This is a genomic window from Streptomyces sp. NPDC006339, assembly GCF_040612775.1.
Classification (GTDB): domain Bacteria; phylum Actinomycetota; class Actinomycetes; order Streptomycetales; family Streptomycetaceae; genus Streptomyces.
Window position 1 is genome coordinate 66,997 of the sequence record NZ_JBEXQW010000017.1, and the last position, 17,692, is coordinate 84,688.

Annotated in this window: 11 protein-coding genes and 2 pseudogenes; 8 read left to right on the forward strand and 5 right to left on the reverse strand. The window is 75.0% G+C overall.

From position 1 onward, the window contains the following. Nucleotides 1-215: 215 nt before the first annotated feature. Nucleotides 216-1,145 (reverse strand): NmrA family NAD(P)-binding protein, encoded by a 930-nt coding sequence (locus ABZ135_RS16085; RefSeq protein WP_356696053.1) that lies wholly within the window; start codon nucleotides 1,143-1,145, stop codon nucleotides 216-218. Nucleotides 1,146-1,263: 118 nt separating this feature from the next. Between ABZ135_RS16085 and ABZ135_RS16090 the strand changes: the two are divergent. The 7 genes and pseudogenes from ABZ135_RS16090 to glgP all read left to right on the forward strand — a co-directional run. Beyond that, nucleotides 1,264-1,850 (forward strand): annotated as a pseudogene (locus tag ABZ135_RS16090) (cupin domain-containing protein); the annotation flags it as partial. A 30-nt stretch (nucleotides 1,851-1,880) separates the two neighbouring features. After that, nucleotides 1,881-2,282 (forward strand): AraC family transcriptional regulator, encoded by a 402-nt coding sequence (locus tag ABZ135_RS16095; RefSeq protein WP_356696175.1) that lies wholly within the window; start codon nucleotides 1,881-1,883, stop codon nucleotides 2,280-2,282. Between the two features lie 216 nt (nucleotides 2,283-2,498). Further along, on the forward strand, nucleotides 2,499-3,911 hold the full coding sequence (locus tag ABZ135_RS16100) for a 4-hydroxyphenylacetate 3-hydroxylase N-terminal domain-containing protein (protein WP_356696055.1): 1,413 nt from the start codon (nucleotides 2,499-2,501) through the stop codon (nucleotides 3,909-3,911). Further along, nucleotides 3,908-5,416 (forward strand): MFS transporter, encoded by a 1,509-nt coding sequence (locus tag ABZ135_RS16105; RefSeq protein ID WP_356696057.1) that lies wholly within the window; start codon nucleotides 3,908-3,910, stop codon nucleotides 5,414-5,416. Before ABZ135_RS16100 ends, ABZ135_RS16105 begins: the two co-directional genes overlap by 4 nt. Before the next feature lie 65 nt (nucleotides 5,417-5,481). Further along, nucleotides 5,482-6,582: a monodechloroaminopyrrolnitrin synthase PrnB family protein gene (locus ABZ135_RS16110; RefSeq protein WP_356696059.1), complete on the forward strand. Its 1,101-nt coding sequence runs from the start codon at nucleotides 5,482-5,484 to the stop codon at nucleotides 6,580-6,582. Nucleotides 6,583-6,607: 25 nt separating this feature from the next. Further along, nucleotides 6,608-7,963: an FAD-dependent monooxygenase gene (locus ABZ135_RS16115; protein ID WP_356696061.1), complete on the forward strand. Its 1,356-nt coding sequence runs from the start codon at nucleotides 6,608-6,610 to the stop codon at nucleotides 7,961-7,963. A 75-nt stretch (nucleotides 7,964-8,038) separates the two neighbouring features. Then, nucleotides 8,039-10,594 (forward strand): alpha-glucan family phosphorylase, encoded by a 2,556-nt coding sequence (glgP, locus tag ABZ135_RS16120; protein WP_356696063.1) that lies wholly within the window; start codon nucleotides 8,039-8,041, stop codon nucleotides 10,592-10,594. Between the two features lie 449 nt (nucleotides 10,595-11,043). Here glgP and ABZ135_RS16125 read toward each other — a convergent pair. The 4 genes and pseudogenes from ABZ135_RS16125 to ABZ135_RS16140 all read right to left on the reverse strand — a co-directional run. Further along, nucleotides 11,044-12,159 (reverse strand): annotated as a pseudogene (locus ABZ135_RS16125) (histidine kinase); the annotation flags it as partial. Continuing rightward, a complete protein-coding gene (locus tag ABZ135_RS16130) occupies nucleotides 12,152-12,808 on the reverse strand; it encodes a response regulator transcription factor (protein WP_356696065.1) in 657 nt (218 codons plus the stop codon). The gene ABZ135_RS16130 and the pseudogene ABZ135_RS16125, both read right to left, overlap by 8 nt. A gap of 73 nt (nucleotides 12,809-12,881) precedes the next feature. Further along, entirely contained in the window at nucleotides 12,882-14,912 is a 2,031-nt protein-coding gene (locus ABZ135_RS16135; protein WP_356696067.1) for a M4 family metallopeptidase, read from the reverse strand. A 217-nt stretch (nucleotides 14,913-15,129) separates the two neighbouring features. Further along, complete coding sequence (locus ABZ135_RS16140; RefSeq protein ID WP_356696069.1) at nucleotides 15,130-16,044, reverse strand: TetR/AcrR family transcriptional regulator C-terminal domain-containing protein; 915 nt, start codon at nucleotides 16,042-16,044, stop codon at nucleotides 15,130-15,132. Between the two features lie 126 nt (nucleotides 16,045-16,170). Here ABZ135_RS16140 and ABZ135_RS16145 point away from each other — a divergent pair, with 126 nt between their 5' ends. Continuing rightward, nucleotides 16,171-17,658 (forward strand): MFS transporter, encoded by a 1,488-nt coding sequence (locus ABZ135_RS16145; protein ID WP_356696071.1) that lies wholly within the window; start codon nucleotides 16,171-16,173, stop codon nucleotides 17,656-17,658. Nucleotides 17,659-17,692 lie beyond the last annotated feature (34 nt).

Sequence of the window (17,692 nt, forward strand, 5' to 3'; positions counted from 1 at the left end):
CTGCGGGGTACGGAAAGGAGCCTTCCCCCGGATTTCGGGTGCGCAATCCGGCGCTTTGTTAACTACTAGGGCGTAGCCGTACCGACAAGAACGCGTCCCGGACAAGAAACCGGCCCCGTCCTTGTGGGACGGGGCCGGTTCCCCCCGGATCCGGTCCGTGGCTCCGGGTCCGGGAGGTCCTCCGAACGGCCGAACGGCCGCACCTCGGCGGCGGCTCAGGCGGGCTGACCCTCCGTGTCGTTCGACCACACCTGCCAGGGCTGACGGGTCACCCACTCCTCCACCGGCGCCGGTGCCACCCCGAGGGCCTCCGCCGACACCCCGTCGTCACCCGCCATCAGCAGCGGATCACCGCCGTCGGCCAGGTAGTGGTAGACACCCGCCACCCCGGCCGCCGTCTCCGGCCCGAGCAACTGTGCGACTCCACGTTCGAACAGTTCGGGCCGCAGTGGCACGTACCGCACCGCACGCCCCAGGCCCCGGCCGAACGCCGCCGCCAGATCCGGGCCCGTCAGCGACACCGACCCGCCGATGTCGAAGGTGCGCCCCACCAGGCCGTCCCCGGTCAGCGCCGCGTACACCGCCTGGGCCAGGTCCTGGTGCGAGAGCCACGCGGCCGGCGCGGACGCCGGCAGCGGATAGGCGAGGACGCCCTCGTCGACCAGCGCCGGCCCGTTCCACGGCGAGAAGAGATTGTCCAGATACACCGGGGGCCGCACGACCACCAGCGGCACCCCGCTGTCCCGCAGGACCCGCTCCGCGAGCCGCCGCGTCTCGAACGCCGGTACGGTCGTCACCTCCGGCGGGACCCGCGTGTTCGCGTTGAACACCAGCCGCTCGACGCCCGCCGCGCGCGCCGCCCGCGCGATGTTCGCCGCGTACAGGCCGATCCGCTCCTCCTCGTACACCAGCGGCATCGTCACGCACGCGTGCGTCACCCCGTCGAACAGCCGCATCACGTCGTGCGGCGCCGCGAGCTCGCCCGCCACGAACTCCGCCCCCGGCAGCGGCGGGCGGTCCCCCTCCGGGCGGCGCGTCAGCGTGCGCACCACGTGCCGATGCCCGGCCAGCAGCCGGGCCACGGCACCGCCCTGGAAACCGGTCGCCCCCACGACCGCCACCCGTATCGGATTCTGACTGGACATGTGTCGATGAGGCCCTTCGATAGGCTGTGACCGCCGCCGGTCCGGCTGCACTCCAGGCTGGTCGCGACGGTGTCGTCCGTTCAATTAACAAACAGGGGCGGAAGTTGAGGGATCGTCCATGGCCACCGTGGGAACCCAGGGCACTGACCGTCGTACCGACCGCGACGAGGCCGGCCGGAGCGAGGCCGGCCGGAACGAGGCCGAGCGCGACGACCTCCTGAGCGAACTCCTCACACCGCTGCGCCTCACCGGGGTCTTCGACAGCCGCTGGCACGTCAGCGCCCCCTGGGCCATCGAGGGCGACGCCGAAGAGGGCTGCGCCGTCCTGCACTACATCGTCGAGGGCGGCTGCTGGATCACCGCGGCCGGCCAGACCCCGATCGAGCTGCGCGCCGGCGACCTCATCGTCTTCCCCACCGGAGTCGCCCACCGGCTCTCCGACCGGCCCGAACGCCAGGGCCTGCCGCTCAAGGCCGTCCTGCCCGAACGCACCCCCGGCACCTCCGGCGAGATCCGCATCGACGGCACCGGGGCCCCAGCCGCCTGCTGTGCGCCGGACTCCACTACGACGCCAGCGCCGCCACCGGCCTCTACCGCGCACTGCCCTGGGCCCTCGTCCTCGACGGCGCCCAGGTCGACCGCGAACCCCTGCTCCGCGACACCCTGCGGCTGCTCGCCTCCACCGACCGGCCCGTCGGCCCCGGCGACCGGCTCATCACCCTGCGCGCCTTCGAGATGGCCCTCGTCCTCGCCCTGCGCCCGCTGCTGCGCGAGCTCGCCGACAACCCCGACTCCCTGCCCGTGCTGCGCCACCCCGGCATCAGCCGCGCCCTGGTGGTCATCGCCACCCGGTTCGCCGAACCCTGGACCATCGACTCCCTGGCCCGCGAGGCCGGCATGTCCCGCTCCGCCTTCACCGCCGCCTTCCGCGACCTCGTCGGCGAGTCCCCGGCCCGCCACCTCACCGGCCGCCGCATGCAGGAGGCCGCCCGGCTGCTCACCGAGACCACCCTGCCCCAGTCGTGCGTCCCGGAACGGGTCGGCTACCAGAGCGCGGTCGGCTTCCACCTCGCCTTCCGCAAGTGGTTCGGCATGACCCCCGGCGAATACCGGGCGGGGGAGGAGCGGGCGGCCTGAGCGGCGGCCGGCCGGATCCGGCGGGGCGGTCACCGTCCTGCCGCACCCGGTTGATTCCTCAAGGAACCGTGGACGGTTCTTAAGGAGCCCTGGACGGACGTTCATTGCCTCCGGGGCCCCGGCCCGTGGAGGCTCGGGGGCGGCACGGCCGCGGCGTCCCTGCGAGCACCGCTCCCGCGGCACCCCCGTGGCACCCCGAGGAGAGGCGACGAACCGGTGACGAGGTCCGGGCAGGAGTATCTGGAGGCGTTACGCGACGGGCGCGAGATCTGGCTCGACGGAGAACGCGTCAAGGACGTCACCACCCACCCCGCCTTCCGCTCCGCGGCGGCCTCCTTCGCCCGGCTCCACGACCTCCCCGCCGACCCGGCGCTGCGCCCCGTCCTGGTCACCGGCGGGGTGCACCGGGCCTACGCCGTGCCCCGCTCGTACGAGGACCTGGTCGCCCGCCGCCGCGCCTACAAGGTGACGGCCGAGGCGAGTTACGGCTTCCTCGGCCGTACGCCCGACCACATGGCCTCCGGCGCCGCCGGGTTCGCCGCCCTGCCCGCCGCCTTCACCGGGGAGTCCTTCGACGGTGCCGAGAACGCCCTCGCCTTCCACCGCAGGCTCGCCGAAGGCGACCTGCACTGCGCCTTCACGCTGACCGACCCCGCCGAGGAGGCCGTGCGGGTCGTCGCGGAACGCGACGGCGGCATCGTCGTGCGCGGCGCCAAGACCGTCGGCACCGGCGCCGTCCTCGCCGACGAGATCCTCGTCGGCACCATCGAACCCCTCGCCGCCGACGACACCGAGCACGCCGTCGCCTTCTCCCTGCCGCTCGACACCCCCGGTCTCACCCTGATCTCCCGCACCTCCTACGAGCAGCGGGCCCGTTCCGTCTTCGACCAGCCGCTGTCCGCGCGCTTCGACGAGAACGACGCGCTCCTGGTCTGCCGGGACGTCTTCGTGCCCTGGGAACGGGTGCTCACCTACCGCGACCCGGTCACCACCGCCGCCATGTGGTGGAAGACCCCCGCCTACCTCAACCTCACCCACCAGTCGGCGACCCGCTTCTGGACCAAGCTGGAATTCCTCACCGGCCTCGCGATCCTGATCACCCGCTCCCACGGCACCGACAAGCTGCCCGCCGTCACCCAGGCCCTCGGCCGGCTGCTCGGCATGGTCGCCCAGGCCAAGGCGTTCGTCCTGGCCGCCGAGGCGTCCTGGGAGCAGGTCGACGGCGGCCGCGGCGGCGTACGGACCGGGCAGGAGATCTCCTTCGCCCAGCGGATCATGGCCGGTGAGCTGTACCCCCGGGCCGTCCAGGACATCAAACTGCTCGCGGGCGGCGCGCTCCTGGCGCTGCCGGCCAGCGGCCGCGACCTGCTGCACCCCGAACTCGGGCCGCTGGTGCGGCAGTACGTCCGCACCGCCGGCGACCCGGCCGAGGACCGGATCAAGCTCCTCAAGCTCGCCTGGGACGCGCTCGGCTCCGAGTTCGCCGGCCGGCACGAGCAGTACGAGCGCTTCTACCAGGGCGCGCCGCACGTCTACCTCGCCATGCAGACCGGCGCGGGCGCCGCCGAGGACTGCGAGGCGCTGGCCCGCGCCTGCCTCGACGGCTACGACCTGGGGACGAGCCGGTGAGCAGCCCCACCGCGTCCCGGGGCGCGCTCCCGGTCCTCGCCACCGTCCAGTTGCTGCTGATCATGGACACCGCGATCGTGAACGTCGCCCTGCCGTCGGTCGGCGCCGACCTGGGCTCCGGCTCGGCGGGCCTGTCCTGGGTCGCCAACGCGTACCTGATCACCTTCGGCGGGCTGCTGCTGCTCGGCGGGCGCGCCGCCGACCTGCTCGGTCACCGCCGGCTGCTGCTCGCCGGCCTCGGCCTCCTCGCGGCCGCCTCCACGGCCGGCGCGCTCGCCCCGGCCCCGGCCGCGCTGATCGCCGCCCGGGCCGCCCAGGGCGTCGGCGCCGCCCTCGCCGCGGCCGCCGCCTTCGCCCTGCTGCTCGCCCTCTTCCCCGACGGCCCAGCCCGCCACCGCGCGCTCGGCGTCTTCGCCGCGACCGGCGGCCTCGGCGGTGTCCTCGGCACCACCCTCGGCGGCACCCTCACCGCCCTCCTCGGCTGGCGCTCCACCTTCTGGCTGAACGTCCTGGCGGCGGCCGCGCTGGCGGCACTGGCGATCCGCGTCCTCCCGGCACCGGCCGACGCGGGCGCGGGCGCGGGCGCACAGGCGGCCGGTGGGCGGGCGGCCGGTGGCGGCGCCGGGCCCGGTGGCGCGCGGCGGTTCGATCTCGCCGGGGCGCTCACCGTCACCGGCGGGCTCGGGATGCTCGCGTACGCGCTGGTCGGCGGGGGCGAGCACGGGTGGCTGGACCCCGTGACGCTCGTCTGCGCGGGCGGCGGGCTCGGGCTGCTCGGGCTGTTCGTGGTCGTCGAACGGCGGGCCGCGGCGCCGCTCGTGCCGCCCTCGGTGTGGCGCGGGGGCGCGCGGCGGCGGGCGAATCTGCTGGCCGCGCTCGCGCAGACCGCGCTGTTCCCGATGTTCTTCCTGGTCAGCCTCTACCTTCAGCGGGTGCTCGGACACGGCCCGCTCGGCGGCGGGCTCGGGCTGCTGCCGCTGTCCCTGGTCGTCGTGGCGGTCGCCCCGCGGACCGGGCGGCTGATCTCCCGGCTCGGTCTGCCCCGCGCCATGACCGCCGGATTCACCCTCCTCGCCGCCGGCATGCTCTGGCTCGGGTTCGCCCTCACCCCCGACGGCGGCTTCGCCACCACCGTGCTCGCGCCCAGCCTGCTCCTGGGCGCCGCACTGCCGCTCGTCATGGTCACCACCAACGTCGCCGCGACCGCCGACGCCGCGCCCGAGGAGACCGGACTGGCGTCCGGACTCGTCAACACCGCCCAGCAGTTCGGCTCGGTGCTCGGACTCGCCGTCCTGGTCGCCGTCGCCACCGCCGTCACCGGAATCCCCGGAACGCCCGACACCCCGGGCACCCCCACCCCCGCCGCCGAGACCGGCGGCTTCCGTGCCGCGCTCCTCGTGGGCGCGGCCTGCGCAGCCGCTGCCGCGCTCCTGTCCGCACGGCCGCGTCCGCCCGCCCCTGCCACGGCGCCACCGCGCCCGGACCGGGTGGGCGACCCGCGCTGACCGCTGCCCCGAGCGGTCCGGCGCCTCCCCCGACACCTCTCCTACCGCTCCCGAGGGGGCTTCCCGTGACGCTGTACGACCTCGTCGTGCCCGGACTCGACGAACGCACCGACCCGCGCTACCGGACGGCCGAGATCCGCGCCGCCGACCCGCTCGGCGCGGACGCGGTGCTCGCCGCCCTGCCCGCCATGAACGCCGACGCCGACACCCCGGCCCTCACCGTCGCCCTGCGCGCCCTCGTCCCCGACCTCGACCGCGCCGCCCAGTGGAGCGTCGTCGACGCCCTCGCCGCCATGCGGGACCTCGGCATCCTGCTCGGCTCGCTGAAACGTCACGGCGTGCAGCCCGTCGCCGCCGTGCCCGAGGTCCTCCCCGTCCTCGAACTCATCGGCCGCCGCACCGACATGGTGCCCCGCGACACCGTCCACCACTACACGGCCTGGAACCCGACCGGCCCGCGCCGGCGCACCTACACCGGCCACCCCATGGAGGCCCACCTCCAGGAAGCCGTCCGGATGGCCTTCCCCGGGCTCGTCGCCGCCCTCGACACCTGCGCCCGGGTCGCCCGCCTCGAACCGTACGACCCCGGCTTCGCCCTCGCCCTCGACCGCACCGCCCAGCACGTCCAGTCCGTCGTCGACGCCATCGACATCACCGCCGCCCAGGTCTCGCCCGAGTACTTCGCCCGCACCCTGCGGCCCTACTTCGAGGAGATCGACGTCGACGGCCGCAGCTACCTCGGCCCCGCCGCCGCCCAGATACCCCTCTGGCTCGTCGACCTGACCCTCTGGCAGTGCGACCGCCCCGACCCCGCCTACGACGCCTTCCTCGCCGACTCCCTGCCCTACGCCCTGCCGGCCTGGCGGGACTTCCACGCCCGGTACGCCGGCGGTGTCTCCGCCGTCGGCAAGCTGTCCGCCGCCGTCAGTTGGGAGAGCGGCGGGGACCTGCCCCCACGGCTCGCCGCCTCCGCCCGCTCACTGGCCCGGGTCCTGCGCCTGCTCAAGTCCTTCCGCGCCCGGCACCTCACCCTCGCCCGCAAGGCGTACGCCGAAGAACTGCGCCGCTACGACGAGGGCAGCGGAGGCGCCCCCGTCAGCCTGCTCCGCACGATCCTCGACCTCACCCGCGACAACGAGACGCTGGTGCGCCGCGCCGTCGCCTGAGACCCCGACCGACCCCGGAGACCCCATGGCCCCCCACACAGCCCACACTCCCCACACCCCCCACACCCCCCACATCGTGATCGCCGGCGGCGGCATCGCCGGGCTCACCGCCGCGCTCGCCCTGCACGCCGCCGGCTTCCCCCGGATCACCGTCGTCGAGGCCGCCCGCGCGCCCCGGCCGGCCGGCGCCGGACTCAACCTCATGCCGGGCGCCGTCCGCGAACTCGACGCGCTCGGCCTGCTCGCCGCCCTGGAGTCCGGCGCCGCCCTGCGCACCCGCGAACTGCGCTACTACCACCGCTCCGGCGGCCTGATCTCCCGCGAACCCCGCGGCCTGGGCGCCGGATACCGCTGGCCCCAGCTCTCCGTACACCGCGCCCACCTCCAGCGGGTGCTCGCCGACGCCGTACGCGAGCGGGTCGGACCGGCCGCCGTCCTGACCGGCGTACGGGTCACCGGCGTGGACGTCCGGGCCGACGGGCGGCCCCGGCTGCGGCTCGCCCACCGCGACGGCGGCGGCCGCGGCGGCCGCGCGTCCCTCGAACCCGACGTGCTCGTCGGCGCCGACGGCATACGCTCCGCCGTCCGCGCCGCCCTCAACCCCGGCGAGGGCCGCCCGCCCTGGAACGGCATGGTCATATGGCGCGGCGTCTCCCCGATGCCCGCCGAGGCCGCCGCCCGCTTCATGCTCATCGCCGGCGACGACCGGCAGAAGGCCGTCGTCTACCCCATGAGCCGCCCCACCGGCGGACGCGTCCTGGTCAACTGGGCGCTGGCCCGGCCCGCCGACGACACGCCCGGCGCCCACACCCTCGGCGACTGGAACCGCGCCGTCGACGTCGACACCTTCCTGCACCACTACGAGGGCTGGGAGTTCGACGGCGTCCGCGTCACCGACGTGCTGCGCGCCGCCGAGAGCGCCCACGCCTACCCGATGGTGGACCGCGACCCGCTCGACCGCTGGAGCCACGGCCGCACCACCCTCATCGGCGACGCCGCCCACGCCATGTACCCGGTCGGTTCCAACGGCGCCAGCCAGTCGATCGTCGACGCCCGCGCCCTCGCCCACGCCCTGGCCGTCCACGCCGACCCGGCCGAGGCGCTGCGCGCCTACGAGGACCACCGGCGGCCCGTCACCACCGCCCTCCAGGAGGCGGCCCGCCGACAGGGCCCCGAGGTCGTCATCGACCTCGTGCACCGGCGCGCGCCGCACGGCTTCACCGACATCCACCAGGTCGTCCCCGCCGAGGAACTGGCCGCCGTCGCCGCCCGCTACGCCGCCACCGGCGCCTTCGACCCGGCCACCGTGAACCAGGGCTCCCCCTACGGCACCCCCTGCCACCCCGCACGCGCCGTGGCGGGCCGGGCCCCCGTCGCCTAGGCTCCCGGACGGAACCGCGGACGCACAGCGTGGTGCTTCCGCTCCGGTCCGTCACGGCCTGCCAAGGTGGAACACGTGAAGGCTATCCGTCGATTCACCGTGCGTCCCGTCCTCCCCGACACCCTTCGACCCCTCGCCGACCTGGCGCGCAACCTGCGCTGGTCCTGGCACGAACCCACCCGTGAACTCTTCGAGACCGTCGATCCCGAGGTGCTGCGCGCCGCCGACGGCGACCCGGTCCGCGCGCTCGGCGCCATCGACGCCGGGCGGCTCGCCGCACTTGCCGCCGACCAGGACTTCCTGGCCCGGCTGCGGGACGCGGCCGAGGACCTCGACCGCTATCTGACCGAACCCCGCTGGTACCAGCGGCAGCCCGGCGAGCCGCCCGCCGCCATCGCGTACTTCTCGCCCGAGTTCGGCGTCACCGCCGCGCTGCCCCAGTACTCCGGCGGCCTCGGCATTCTCGCCGGCGACCACCTCAAGGCGGCCAGCGACCTCGGCGTCCCGCTCATCGGCGTCGGACTGCTCTACCGCCACGGCTACTTCCGCCAGTCCCTCTCCCGCGACGGCTGGCAGCAGGAGCACTACCCGGTGCTCGACCCCGGCGAGCTCCCCGTCGCCCTGCTCCGCGAGCCCGACGGCAGCCCCGCCCGGGTCACCCTCGCCCTGCCCGGCGGCCGGAGCCTGCACGCCCACATCTGGACCGCGCAGGTGGGCCGGGTGCCGCTGCTCATGCTCGATTCCGACGTCGAGGAGAACGCCCCCAGCGAACGCGGGGTCACCGACCGGCTCTACGGCGGCGCCAGCGAGCACCGGCTCCTCCAGGAGATGCTGCTCGGCATCGGCGGCGTCCGCGCCGTCCGCGCGTACACCCGGCTCACCGGCGGCCCGGCACCCGAGGTCTTCCACAGCAACGAGGGCCACGCCGGCTTCCTCGGCCTTGAACGCATCCGCGAACTCGGCGGACAGGGCCTCGACTTCGACACCGCCCTGGAGGTCGTGCGGGCCGGCACCGTGTTCACCACCCACACCCCCGTGCCCGCCGGCATCGACCGCTTCGACCGGAGCCTGGTCGCCCGCCACCTCGGCGAGGACGGCGCCCTGCCCGGCGTCGACACCGGCCGGATCCTCGCCCTCGGCGACGAGACCGCGCTCGGCGGCGAGCCCGGCCTCTTCAACATGGCCGCCATGGGCCTGCGCCTCGCCCGCCGCGCCAACGGCGTGTCCACCCTCCACGGCGCGGTCAGCCGCGCCATGTTCGCCGGCCTGTGGCCGGGCTTCGACCCCGAGGAGCTGCCGCTCACCTCGATCACCAACGGCGTCCACGCCCCCACCTGGACGGCCCCCGAGGTCGCCCGCCTCGGCCCCGACGCCGGCGACCGGGAGCTGTGGGAGCTGCGCCGCACGCTGCGCGAACGGCTCGTGACGGACGTGCGGCGGCGGGTGCGGGAGTCCTGGCGGCAGCGGGGCGCCGCGGCCGCCGAACTGGGCTGGACCGACGGCATCCTCGACCCCGACGTGCTCACCATCGGCTTCGCCCGCCGCGTCCCCTCGTACAAGCGGCTGACGCTGATGCTGCGCGACAAGGACCGGCTGCGGGCGCTGCTGCTGCACCCCGAGCGGCCCGTGCAACTGGTCGTCGCGGGCAAGGCGCACCCGGCCGACGACGGCGGGAAGAAGCTGGTGCAGGAGCTGGTCCGGTTCGCCGACGACCCGCGGGTGCGGCACCGGATCGTCTTCCTGCCCGACTACGGGATGGGCATGGCCCGCGGGCTCTACCCCGGTTGCGACGTCTGGCTCAACAACCCGCTGCGGCCCCTGGAGGCGTGCGGCACCAGCGGGATGAAGGCCGCCCTCAACGGCTGCCTCAACCTGTCCGTCCTGGACGGCTGGTGGGACGAGTGGTTCGAGTCCGACTTCGGCTGGGCCATCCCCACCGCCGACGGCGCCGCCGCCCTCGACGAGGACCGCAGGGACGACCTGGAGGCCGCCGCGCTGTACGACCTGATCGAGCACCGGGTCGCGCCGCGCTTCTACGACCGGGGCCCGGACGGGGTGCCGGCCCGCTGGACGGCGATGGTCCGGCGCACCCTCGCCGACCTCGGCCCGAAGGTGCTCGCCGACCGGATGGTCCGGGAGTACGTGGAGCGGCTGTACGCCCCCGCCGCCGCCGACCACCGGGCGCTCGGCCCGGACGCGGCGCGGGCGCTGGCCGCCTGGAAGGCCCGGGTGCGCGCGGCCTGGCCGAAGGTGTCCGTCGACCACGTGGAGGTCGGTGACGACCTGGAGGACGCGGACGCGGAGCTGGGGGCGACCCCGGCCGTCCGGGTCCGGGTGGCGCTGGGCGAACTGAGCCCGGAGGACGTCGAGGTGCAGGCCGTCACGGGCCGGGTGGACGCGGACGACCGCCTCCTCGACGCGCGCACGAGCGTCCTCAAACCGGCCGGCGGCCCGGACCTGGAGGGCCGCATCCCCTACGCGGGCGCCCTCTCCCTGGACCGCACCGGCCCCTTCGGCTGCACGGTCCGCGTCCTGCCCGCCCACCCGGCCCTCGCGCACCCGGCGGAGCTGGGACTCGTGGCGCTGCCGGAGGAGACGAAGGGGGTGGGGGCGGGACTGCTGATGCGCTGAGGGGCGACCGTCGGCCCCGGCCCCGGCCCCCGCCCCCGCCCCTCAGCCACCGTCGCCTTGTCGGCCAGCCGCCCGTCCGCGTAGCACAGCCGGTACACCGGCACCGCCGCCAGCATGACCGAGCGGTAGTAGAGGCACTCGTCCATGCCGGGCGGCTCGGCCGGGGCGCGGTGCGGGGGCCCGTCGAGGGGCTGGGCGGGCAGGTGCGGGGCGACCTCGGCGCGGGTCAGGCCGATCTCGATGCGGGCGTAGTCCTCCGGCTCCAGATAGGACCGGTGCTGGGTGTACAGGGCGACGCCCGCCATCAGCAGGCCGAGGCCGGTGAGCAGCGCCAGCGGGATCCAGATCGCCCGGGCGAGGCCCCGCCGTACCTGGCGGCGCGCCAGGTCCAGCTCCCGCGCCGACCGGGGCGCGGCGGCGGGGCGCGGGGCGGGCGGGCGCAGCGGCAGGTCGGCGCGGAGCGCGAAACCGCCGTCCTCGGTGGTTCGGTGGGTCAGCGAGCCGCCCGCGAGCCGCACCCGCTCGTCGAGACCGACCAGGCCGGTCCCGCCGGACGCGGCCCCGGCGGGTGGTCCCGAGGAGGCTCCCGGCCCGTTCGTGACCCGCACCCGCACGGTGCCCGCGTCCCGCTCGGCGACCACCGTCACGGGCGCGCCCGGCGCGTGCTTGGCCGCGTTCGTCAGGCCCTCCTGCACCACCCGGTGCAGCGCGCGGGCGGCCATCTCCGGCAGGGGTTCCGTCACCCCCACCGCATCGGTGAGGGTGACGGACATGCCGGAGGCCCGCGCGCGGGCGACCAGTTCGGCGACCGTCTCGCCCGGCGGGGCGACCGGCGGGGCCTCGCCGTCCTCGCGGAGCACGCCGATGATGTCCCGCAGCCGGGCCGTGGCGTCCGCCGCGGCCCGCCGCAGCTCGCCCGCCGCCTCCCGCTGGGCCGCACCGAGCCCCGGATCGAGTTCGAGCGCGCCCGCCCGCAGGGCGAGCAGGGCCAGGTCGTGGCCGAGCGAGTCGTGCATGTCGCCCGCGATCCGGGACCGCTCCCGCAGCCGCTCCCGGTCGGCGACCGCCGCCTGCTCGCGCTCCATCCGGTCGGCCAGCTCCCAGCCGCTGCGCACCAGCCGGTCGTACTGCCGGGCGTAGCGCCCGATCAGCCAGGGGGCGACGACGGCGAGCGCGAGCGCCAGGAGCAGCGCGAACCACTGCGCGAGCGCCCGGCCGGCCACGAGGACCGGAACGAGACCGGCCACCGGCACCGCCGCGAACAGCCACAGGGCCGGCCGGGTCCGCTCCTGGCGGCGGCCGGCGAGATAGCCGAAGGCGACCAGGGCGAGGACGTACGAGGGCGTGAACAGCTCCGGCCCGAAGGTCAGGGACACCGCGACCGTGAGCGCGAGCGGCGCCAGTGGCCACCGCCGGGCGAGCGCCACGCACACCGCCGCGAGGCCGGCGTCCGCGGCCGTCCGGGTCCACGAGCCGCCGCCCGGGTCGGAGGTGAGCAGGACGGGCACGCACAGCAGCAGCCACAGCAGGACGTCGGCGGTGCGCCGCCGGGCCCGCTCACGCATCGGGGACCAGGCCCGCCTCGTACGCGAGCACCGCGAGCTGCACCCGGTTGCGCAGCCCGATCCGTCCGAGGACCGCGCTCACATGGGCCTTGACGGTGGCCTCGACCACGTACAGGCGCTCGGCGATCTCCTGGTTGGACAGGCCCGCGCCGACCAGGGCCACCACCTCCCGCTCCCGCCCGGTCAGCGGGGCGAGCCGGGCGCGCGCGTCGGCGGCCCGGGTGAGGCGGGCGCCGCCGAGGGTGTCGATGACCCGGCGGGCGACGACGGGGGAGAGGAACGCGGCGCCCTCGGCCACCGCCCGGACGCCCGCCACCAGTTCGCGCGGATCGCCGGACTTCAGCAGGAAACCGCCGACGCCGCTGCCCAGCGCCCGTTCGATGTAGGCGTCCTCGGAGAAGGTGGTGAGCATGACGACCGCGGCCTCGGGCAGCGTCCGCCGCAGCTCCTCGGCGGCGCCGAGGCCGTCGAGCCGGGGCATGCGGATGTCGAGGAGGACGACGTCGGGCCGGTGGACGAGCGCGAGCTCGACCGCCTCGTGGCCGTCGCCCGCCTCGGCGACCACCTCGATCCCGGGGTCGGTGGCGAGGATCGCCCGCACCCCGGCCCTGATCATCGTCTCGTCGTCGGCAAGGAGGACCCTGATCATCCGGCCAGCCTACGCAGACGGGCGGGCGCCCGGAGGGAGAGTTCCCTCCGGGCGCCCGTGGTCGTGCTCCCGCTTACGGGAAGGTCAGCTTGAAGCTGTTGATGTAGCCGACGTCGGCCGAGGCCCGGTCCTGGGCGCGGAGCTTCCAGGTGCCGTTGGCGACCTCGCTGGAGGCGTTGACCGTGTAGGTCTGGACGATGTTGTCGGCGCTGCCGCCGGAGCGGTTGTGCAGGTTGTAGACGGAGCCGTCGGGGGCGATCAGGTCGACGACCAGGTCACCCTTGTAGGGGTGGACGATGTCCACGCCGACGGCCAGGTTGGTCGGGGCGTTGCCGGCGATGCCGGAGACGGTCACCGAGGAGGTCACCGCGGCGCCGTTGTCCGGGATGGACACGTCGGCGTCGTTGGTGAAGACCTTGCCGGTGCCCGGGTCGCCGCCGCCGGGGCGGGAGCCGACGTTGATGGCGGCCCAGGCGTGCTCGACCGCCTTCACCTCGGCGCTGCCCGCGCCGTACAGCTCGGTCGCCACCGCGACGGTGCCCGTGCGGGCGCCGGCGTAGTTGGTGTTCGAGTTGAACTTGGTGGTGAGCGCCTTGAACCAGATCAGCGACGCCTTGTCGCGGCCGATGCCGGTGACGGGCAGGCCGTCGGAGGTCGGCGAGTCGTAGGCCACGCCGTTGACCGTCTTGGCGCCGCTGCCCTCGGAGAGCAGGTAGTACCAGTGGTTCGCCGGGCCCGAGGAGTAGTGGACGTCGATCGAGCCGATGCCGGAGTACCAGTAGTCCTTGGACGAGCCGTCCTTGCTGGGCTTGTCCATGTAGCGCAGCGGGGTGCCGTTGCCGCGGATGTCGATCTTCTCGCCGACCAGGTAGTCGCCGACGTCCTTGGTGTTGTTGGCGTAGAACTCGACGGCCGCCGCGAAGATGTCGGAGGTCGCCTCGTTGAGGCCGCCGGACTCGCCGCTGTAGACCAGGCCCGCCGTGTTGGACGTGAGGCCGTGCGTCATCTCGTGCGCGGCCACGTCGATGGAGGTGAGCGGCTTGCTGTTGTTCGCGCCGTCGCCGTACGTCATGCAGAAGCAGGAGTCGGACCAGAAGGCGTTGACGTACGCGTTGCCGTAGTGGACCCGGGAGTACGCGCCGACGCCGTCGCCGCGGATGCCGGAGCGGCCGTGCACGTTCTTGTAGTAGTCCCAGGTGAGCGCGGCGCCGTAGTGCGCGTCGGCGCCGGCGGTCTCCAGGTTCGACGGCAGGCCGTTGCCCCAGACGTCGGTGCTGTTGGTGAACAGCGTGCCGGTGCCGGAGGTGCCGCGGTTGAGGTTGTACGTCTTGTGGTTGCCGCGGGTGGTGTCCGTCAGCGTGTACGACGGGGCGGTGCCGAGGGTGACCTGGCCGCTGTACTGGGTGTTGCCGGTGCCGGTGTGGACACCCTCCCATTCGTACAGCTTCGCGCCGGTCCTGGCGTCGGTGACGACGTGCAGCTCGCTCGGGGTGCCGTCGTGCTGGATGCCGCCGACGACCGTCTCGTAGGCGAGGACGGGGGTGCCGTTCGCGGCCCAGACGACCTTGCGCGGGGCGCGCTCGGCCTTGGTCTCCTTGGAGCCCTCGGCCTGCGCGAGGCCGACGGCCTGCTTCTCGGCGGCGGCCGGGGCGATGGTCGCCGCGGACGTGTCCACCTTGGTGATGTCCGCGCGCGTGGCCTTGGCGACGGAGGTGGTGGCGCCGGCCTTGGTCTCGGCGACGATCAGGTCACCGCCGAGGACGGGGAGACCCGCGAAGGTGCGCTCGTAGCGCGTGTGGGTCGTGCCGTCGCGGTCCTGGACGACGTCGCGGACGACCAGCTTCTCCTGGGCGCCGAGACCGAGCTGCCTGGCCGTGGCGGCGGTGTCCGCCTGGGCGGCGCGGATCAGCGCGGCGCGCTGGGCGGGGGAGAGGTCGGCCGGCAGCTTGCCGGGGTTCGCCTGGGCGGCGGCCTGCGCCTTGGGGGCGACGGTCGAACCGCCGTCGGCCGTGGCGGTGCCGGTCTGGACGGTCACGGCGACCATGGCGGCGGCGGCGATCAGAGCGCCGGTCGCGGTGGCGCGGCGGCTGGGCGTGGATCTCACGCAGACTCCTTTTGCGAGGGGGGTACCGGGGGGCTGGGTGAGGCCGCCCGGGCGGAGCAAGCAGAGCTGTGGAGCACGTACGGATGAACGTGTGCGGGTGATGCGGTGAACATCGGTGCGAAGAGCCGGGGAGAGAGTGGCAGTTGTGGACCCCGGCTGTCAGGACCGCGTCAACAACTTGGCCGGAAATCGTCCGCTGTCCGAAGGGGGGCGTTCGTTAAGCGGACGTTTCGCCGATCAGGGCCGCGATGCCGTCCAGGGTTCTGCGCAGGCCGAATTCGAAGAGCGTTTCCAGGCTCAGGTCGAAGCCGTCCGCCTCCGTCAGCGTGGTGAGCAGAGGGTACGAACCGGCCGACTGGATCGCGTCGAACCGTGGCTCGTTCCGCTCCATCCACTCCCCGTCCGAGATCCCGGAATCCTGCCGCGCCCGCTCCTCCAGGTCGTCGGCCAGTCCCACCCCTTGGACATACGCGAAGAGCGTCAGATGCGTGTAGATCTTCTGCGCCGCCGTCAGACCGGTGCCCTGGAGGGCCGTGAGCACCCACTCCGTGTACGCCATCGCGTTGGGCGCGGCGACCGGCCGCGTGAACGAGGCCATCGCCGGCGCCATCCAGCGGTGCCGCGCGTACACCCCGCGCAGCCACCGCGCCGCGTGTTCGAGACCCGTCCGCCAGTCGGCCGGAACCGGCCCCATCGGGACCTCGCCGCAGACCGCGTCCGTCATCAGCCGCACCAGCTCGCCCTTGCCCGGCACATGGCGGTACAGCGCCATCGTCGAGGTCGACAGGGCGGTCCCGAGCCGCCGCATGCTGAGGGCGTCCAGACCCTCGGCGTCCGCGAGTTCGAGCGCCGCCCGCACGATCCGCTCCCGCGAGAGGCCGGCCGCGGCCCCGCCCGCCGGCCCGCCCGCCGCCGTCGCCGCCACCACCACGGTGCCGACCCCGGGCTCCGGCCGCACCAGCCCCTCCCGGCGCAGCGCCGCGAGCGCCTTGGTGGCCGTGGCCATCGCCACCCCCCACTCCCGGGTGATCGCCCGCGTGGACGGCACCCGGTCCCCCGGGGAGAGTTCGCCCGAGCGGATCCGGCGGCCGATCTCGGCGGTGATGGCGAGGTAGGGCGGCTGCGTGGTCACGACCGGGCAGCGTACTAGTGCGCCCACACGCCATACACCGCTCCGACGCGGACTTTTCCGTCCTCTCCCGTCCGGTGCACTAGCACGCGGCTGGCGGCGTACGCACCGCGCTGCTTCCCTCCCCGCATGACGCTCACCACGACCCCGCGCACCGGCCCCGGCGACCGCGCCGGACGCCGCGAGTGGACCGCCCTCGCCGTCCTGATGCTGCCCCTGCTCCTCGTCTCCATGGACGTCTCCGTCCTCTACTTCGCCATCCCGGCCATCGCCGCCGAGCTCCGCCCGGGCGCCACCGCCCAACTGTGGATCCTCGACATGTACGGCTTCGTGCTCGCCGGACTCCTCATCCCCCTGGGCGCCCTCGGCGACCGCGTCGGCCGCCGCCGGATGCTGCTCGCCGGCGCCGCCCTCTTCGGCGCCGCCTCGCTCGCCGCCGCCCTGGCCGACAGCTCCGGCACCCTCGTCGCCGCCCGCGCGCTCCTCGGCGCCGGCGGCGCCTGCCTCATGCCCTCCACCCTCGCCATGATCCGCACCCTCTTCCGGAACGAGACCCAGCGCGCCAAGGCCGTCACCACCTGGACCGCCGTCATGGCCGGCGGCATCTCCCTCGGACCGGTCCTCAGCGGCGCCCTCCTCGAACACTTCTGGTGGGGCTCGGTGTTCCTCGTCAACCTGCCCGCCATGGCCCTGCTGCTGCTCCTCGGCCCCGTGCTGCTGCCCGCCTCCCGGACGCCCGAGGGCACCGCCGGCCGCTTCGACTGGCCGAGCGCGCTCCTCTCGCTCGGCGCGGTGCTGCCGGCCGTGTACGGCGTCAAGGAGTTCGCCAAGGACGGCCCGGCGGCCGAGCCCGCGCTCGCCGTCGTCACCGGCCTCTGCCTCGGCGTCGTCCTCCTCCGCCGCCAGCGGCGCCTCACCCACCCCATGATCGACCTCGCCCTGCTGTGCCGCCCGGCCTACGGCGGCTCCGTCCTGGTCAACCTGCTCGCCATGGCGGCGACCGTCGGCTTCGCGGTCTTCCTCACCCAGTACCTCCAGTCCGTCCTCGGCCTCAGCCCGTTCGAGGCCGCCCTGTGGAGCGTGGTGCCCACCGTGGGCGTCATGGCCGCCGCACCCGCGGGTGCGGCGCTCGCCCGCAGGACCGACCGGGCGTACGTGGTGACGGGCGGGTTCCTCGTCGCCGCGGCCGGCTTCGCGTGGCTGACCTCCGTGGGCCCGGACACGCCGCTGTGGGTCGTGCTCGCCGCCTGCGCCGTGTACGCGGCCGGTCTGGTCACCGTCATGACGCTCGGCAACGAACTCGCCCTCGGCGCCGCCCCGCCGGAGCGGGCCGGTGCGGCGGCCGCCGTCCTGGAGTCCGGCCAGGAACTCGGCGGCGCCCTCGGCATGGCGCTCCTCGGCTCGGTCGGCGCCGCCGTCTACACCGCGGCCATGCCCGAGGGAGCCCCGGCCGCGGCCCGCGAGACCCTGGGCGGCGCCCTGACCGCGCCGCCGCCCGTCCTGGCCGCGGCCCGCACGGCCTTCACCGACGCGCTCGCCGCCGCCGCGACCGGCGCGGCCCTGCTCTGCCTGCTCGCCGCCGCACTCGCGTACGGGCTGCTGCGCCGCCGTGGCTGAGCGACGGCGGCCCGGAGGGACCGGCCCACGGACG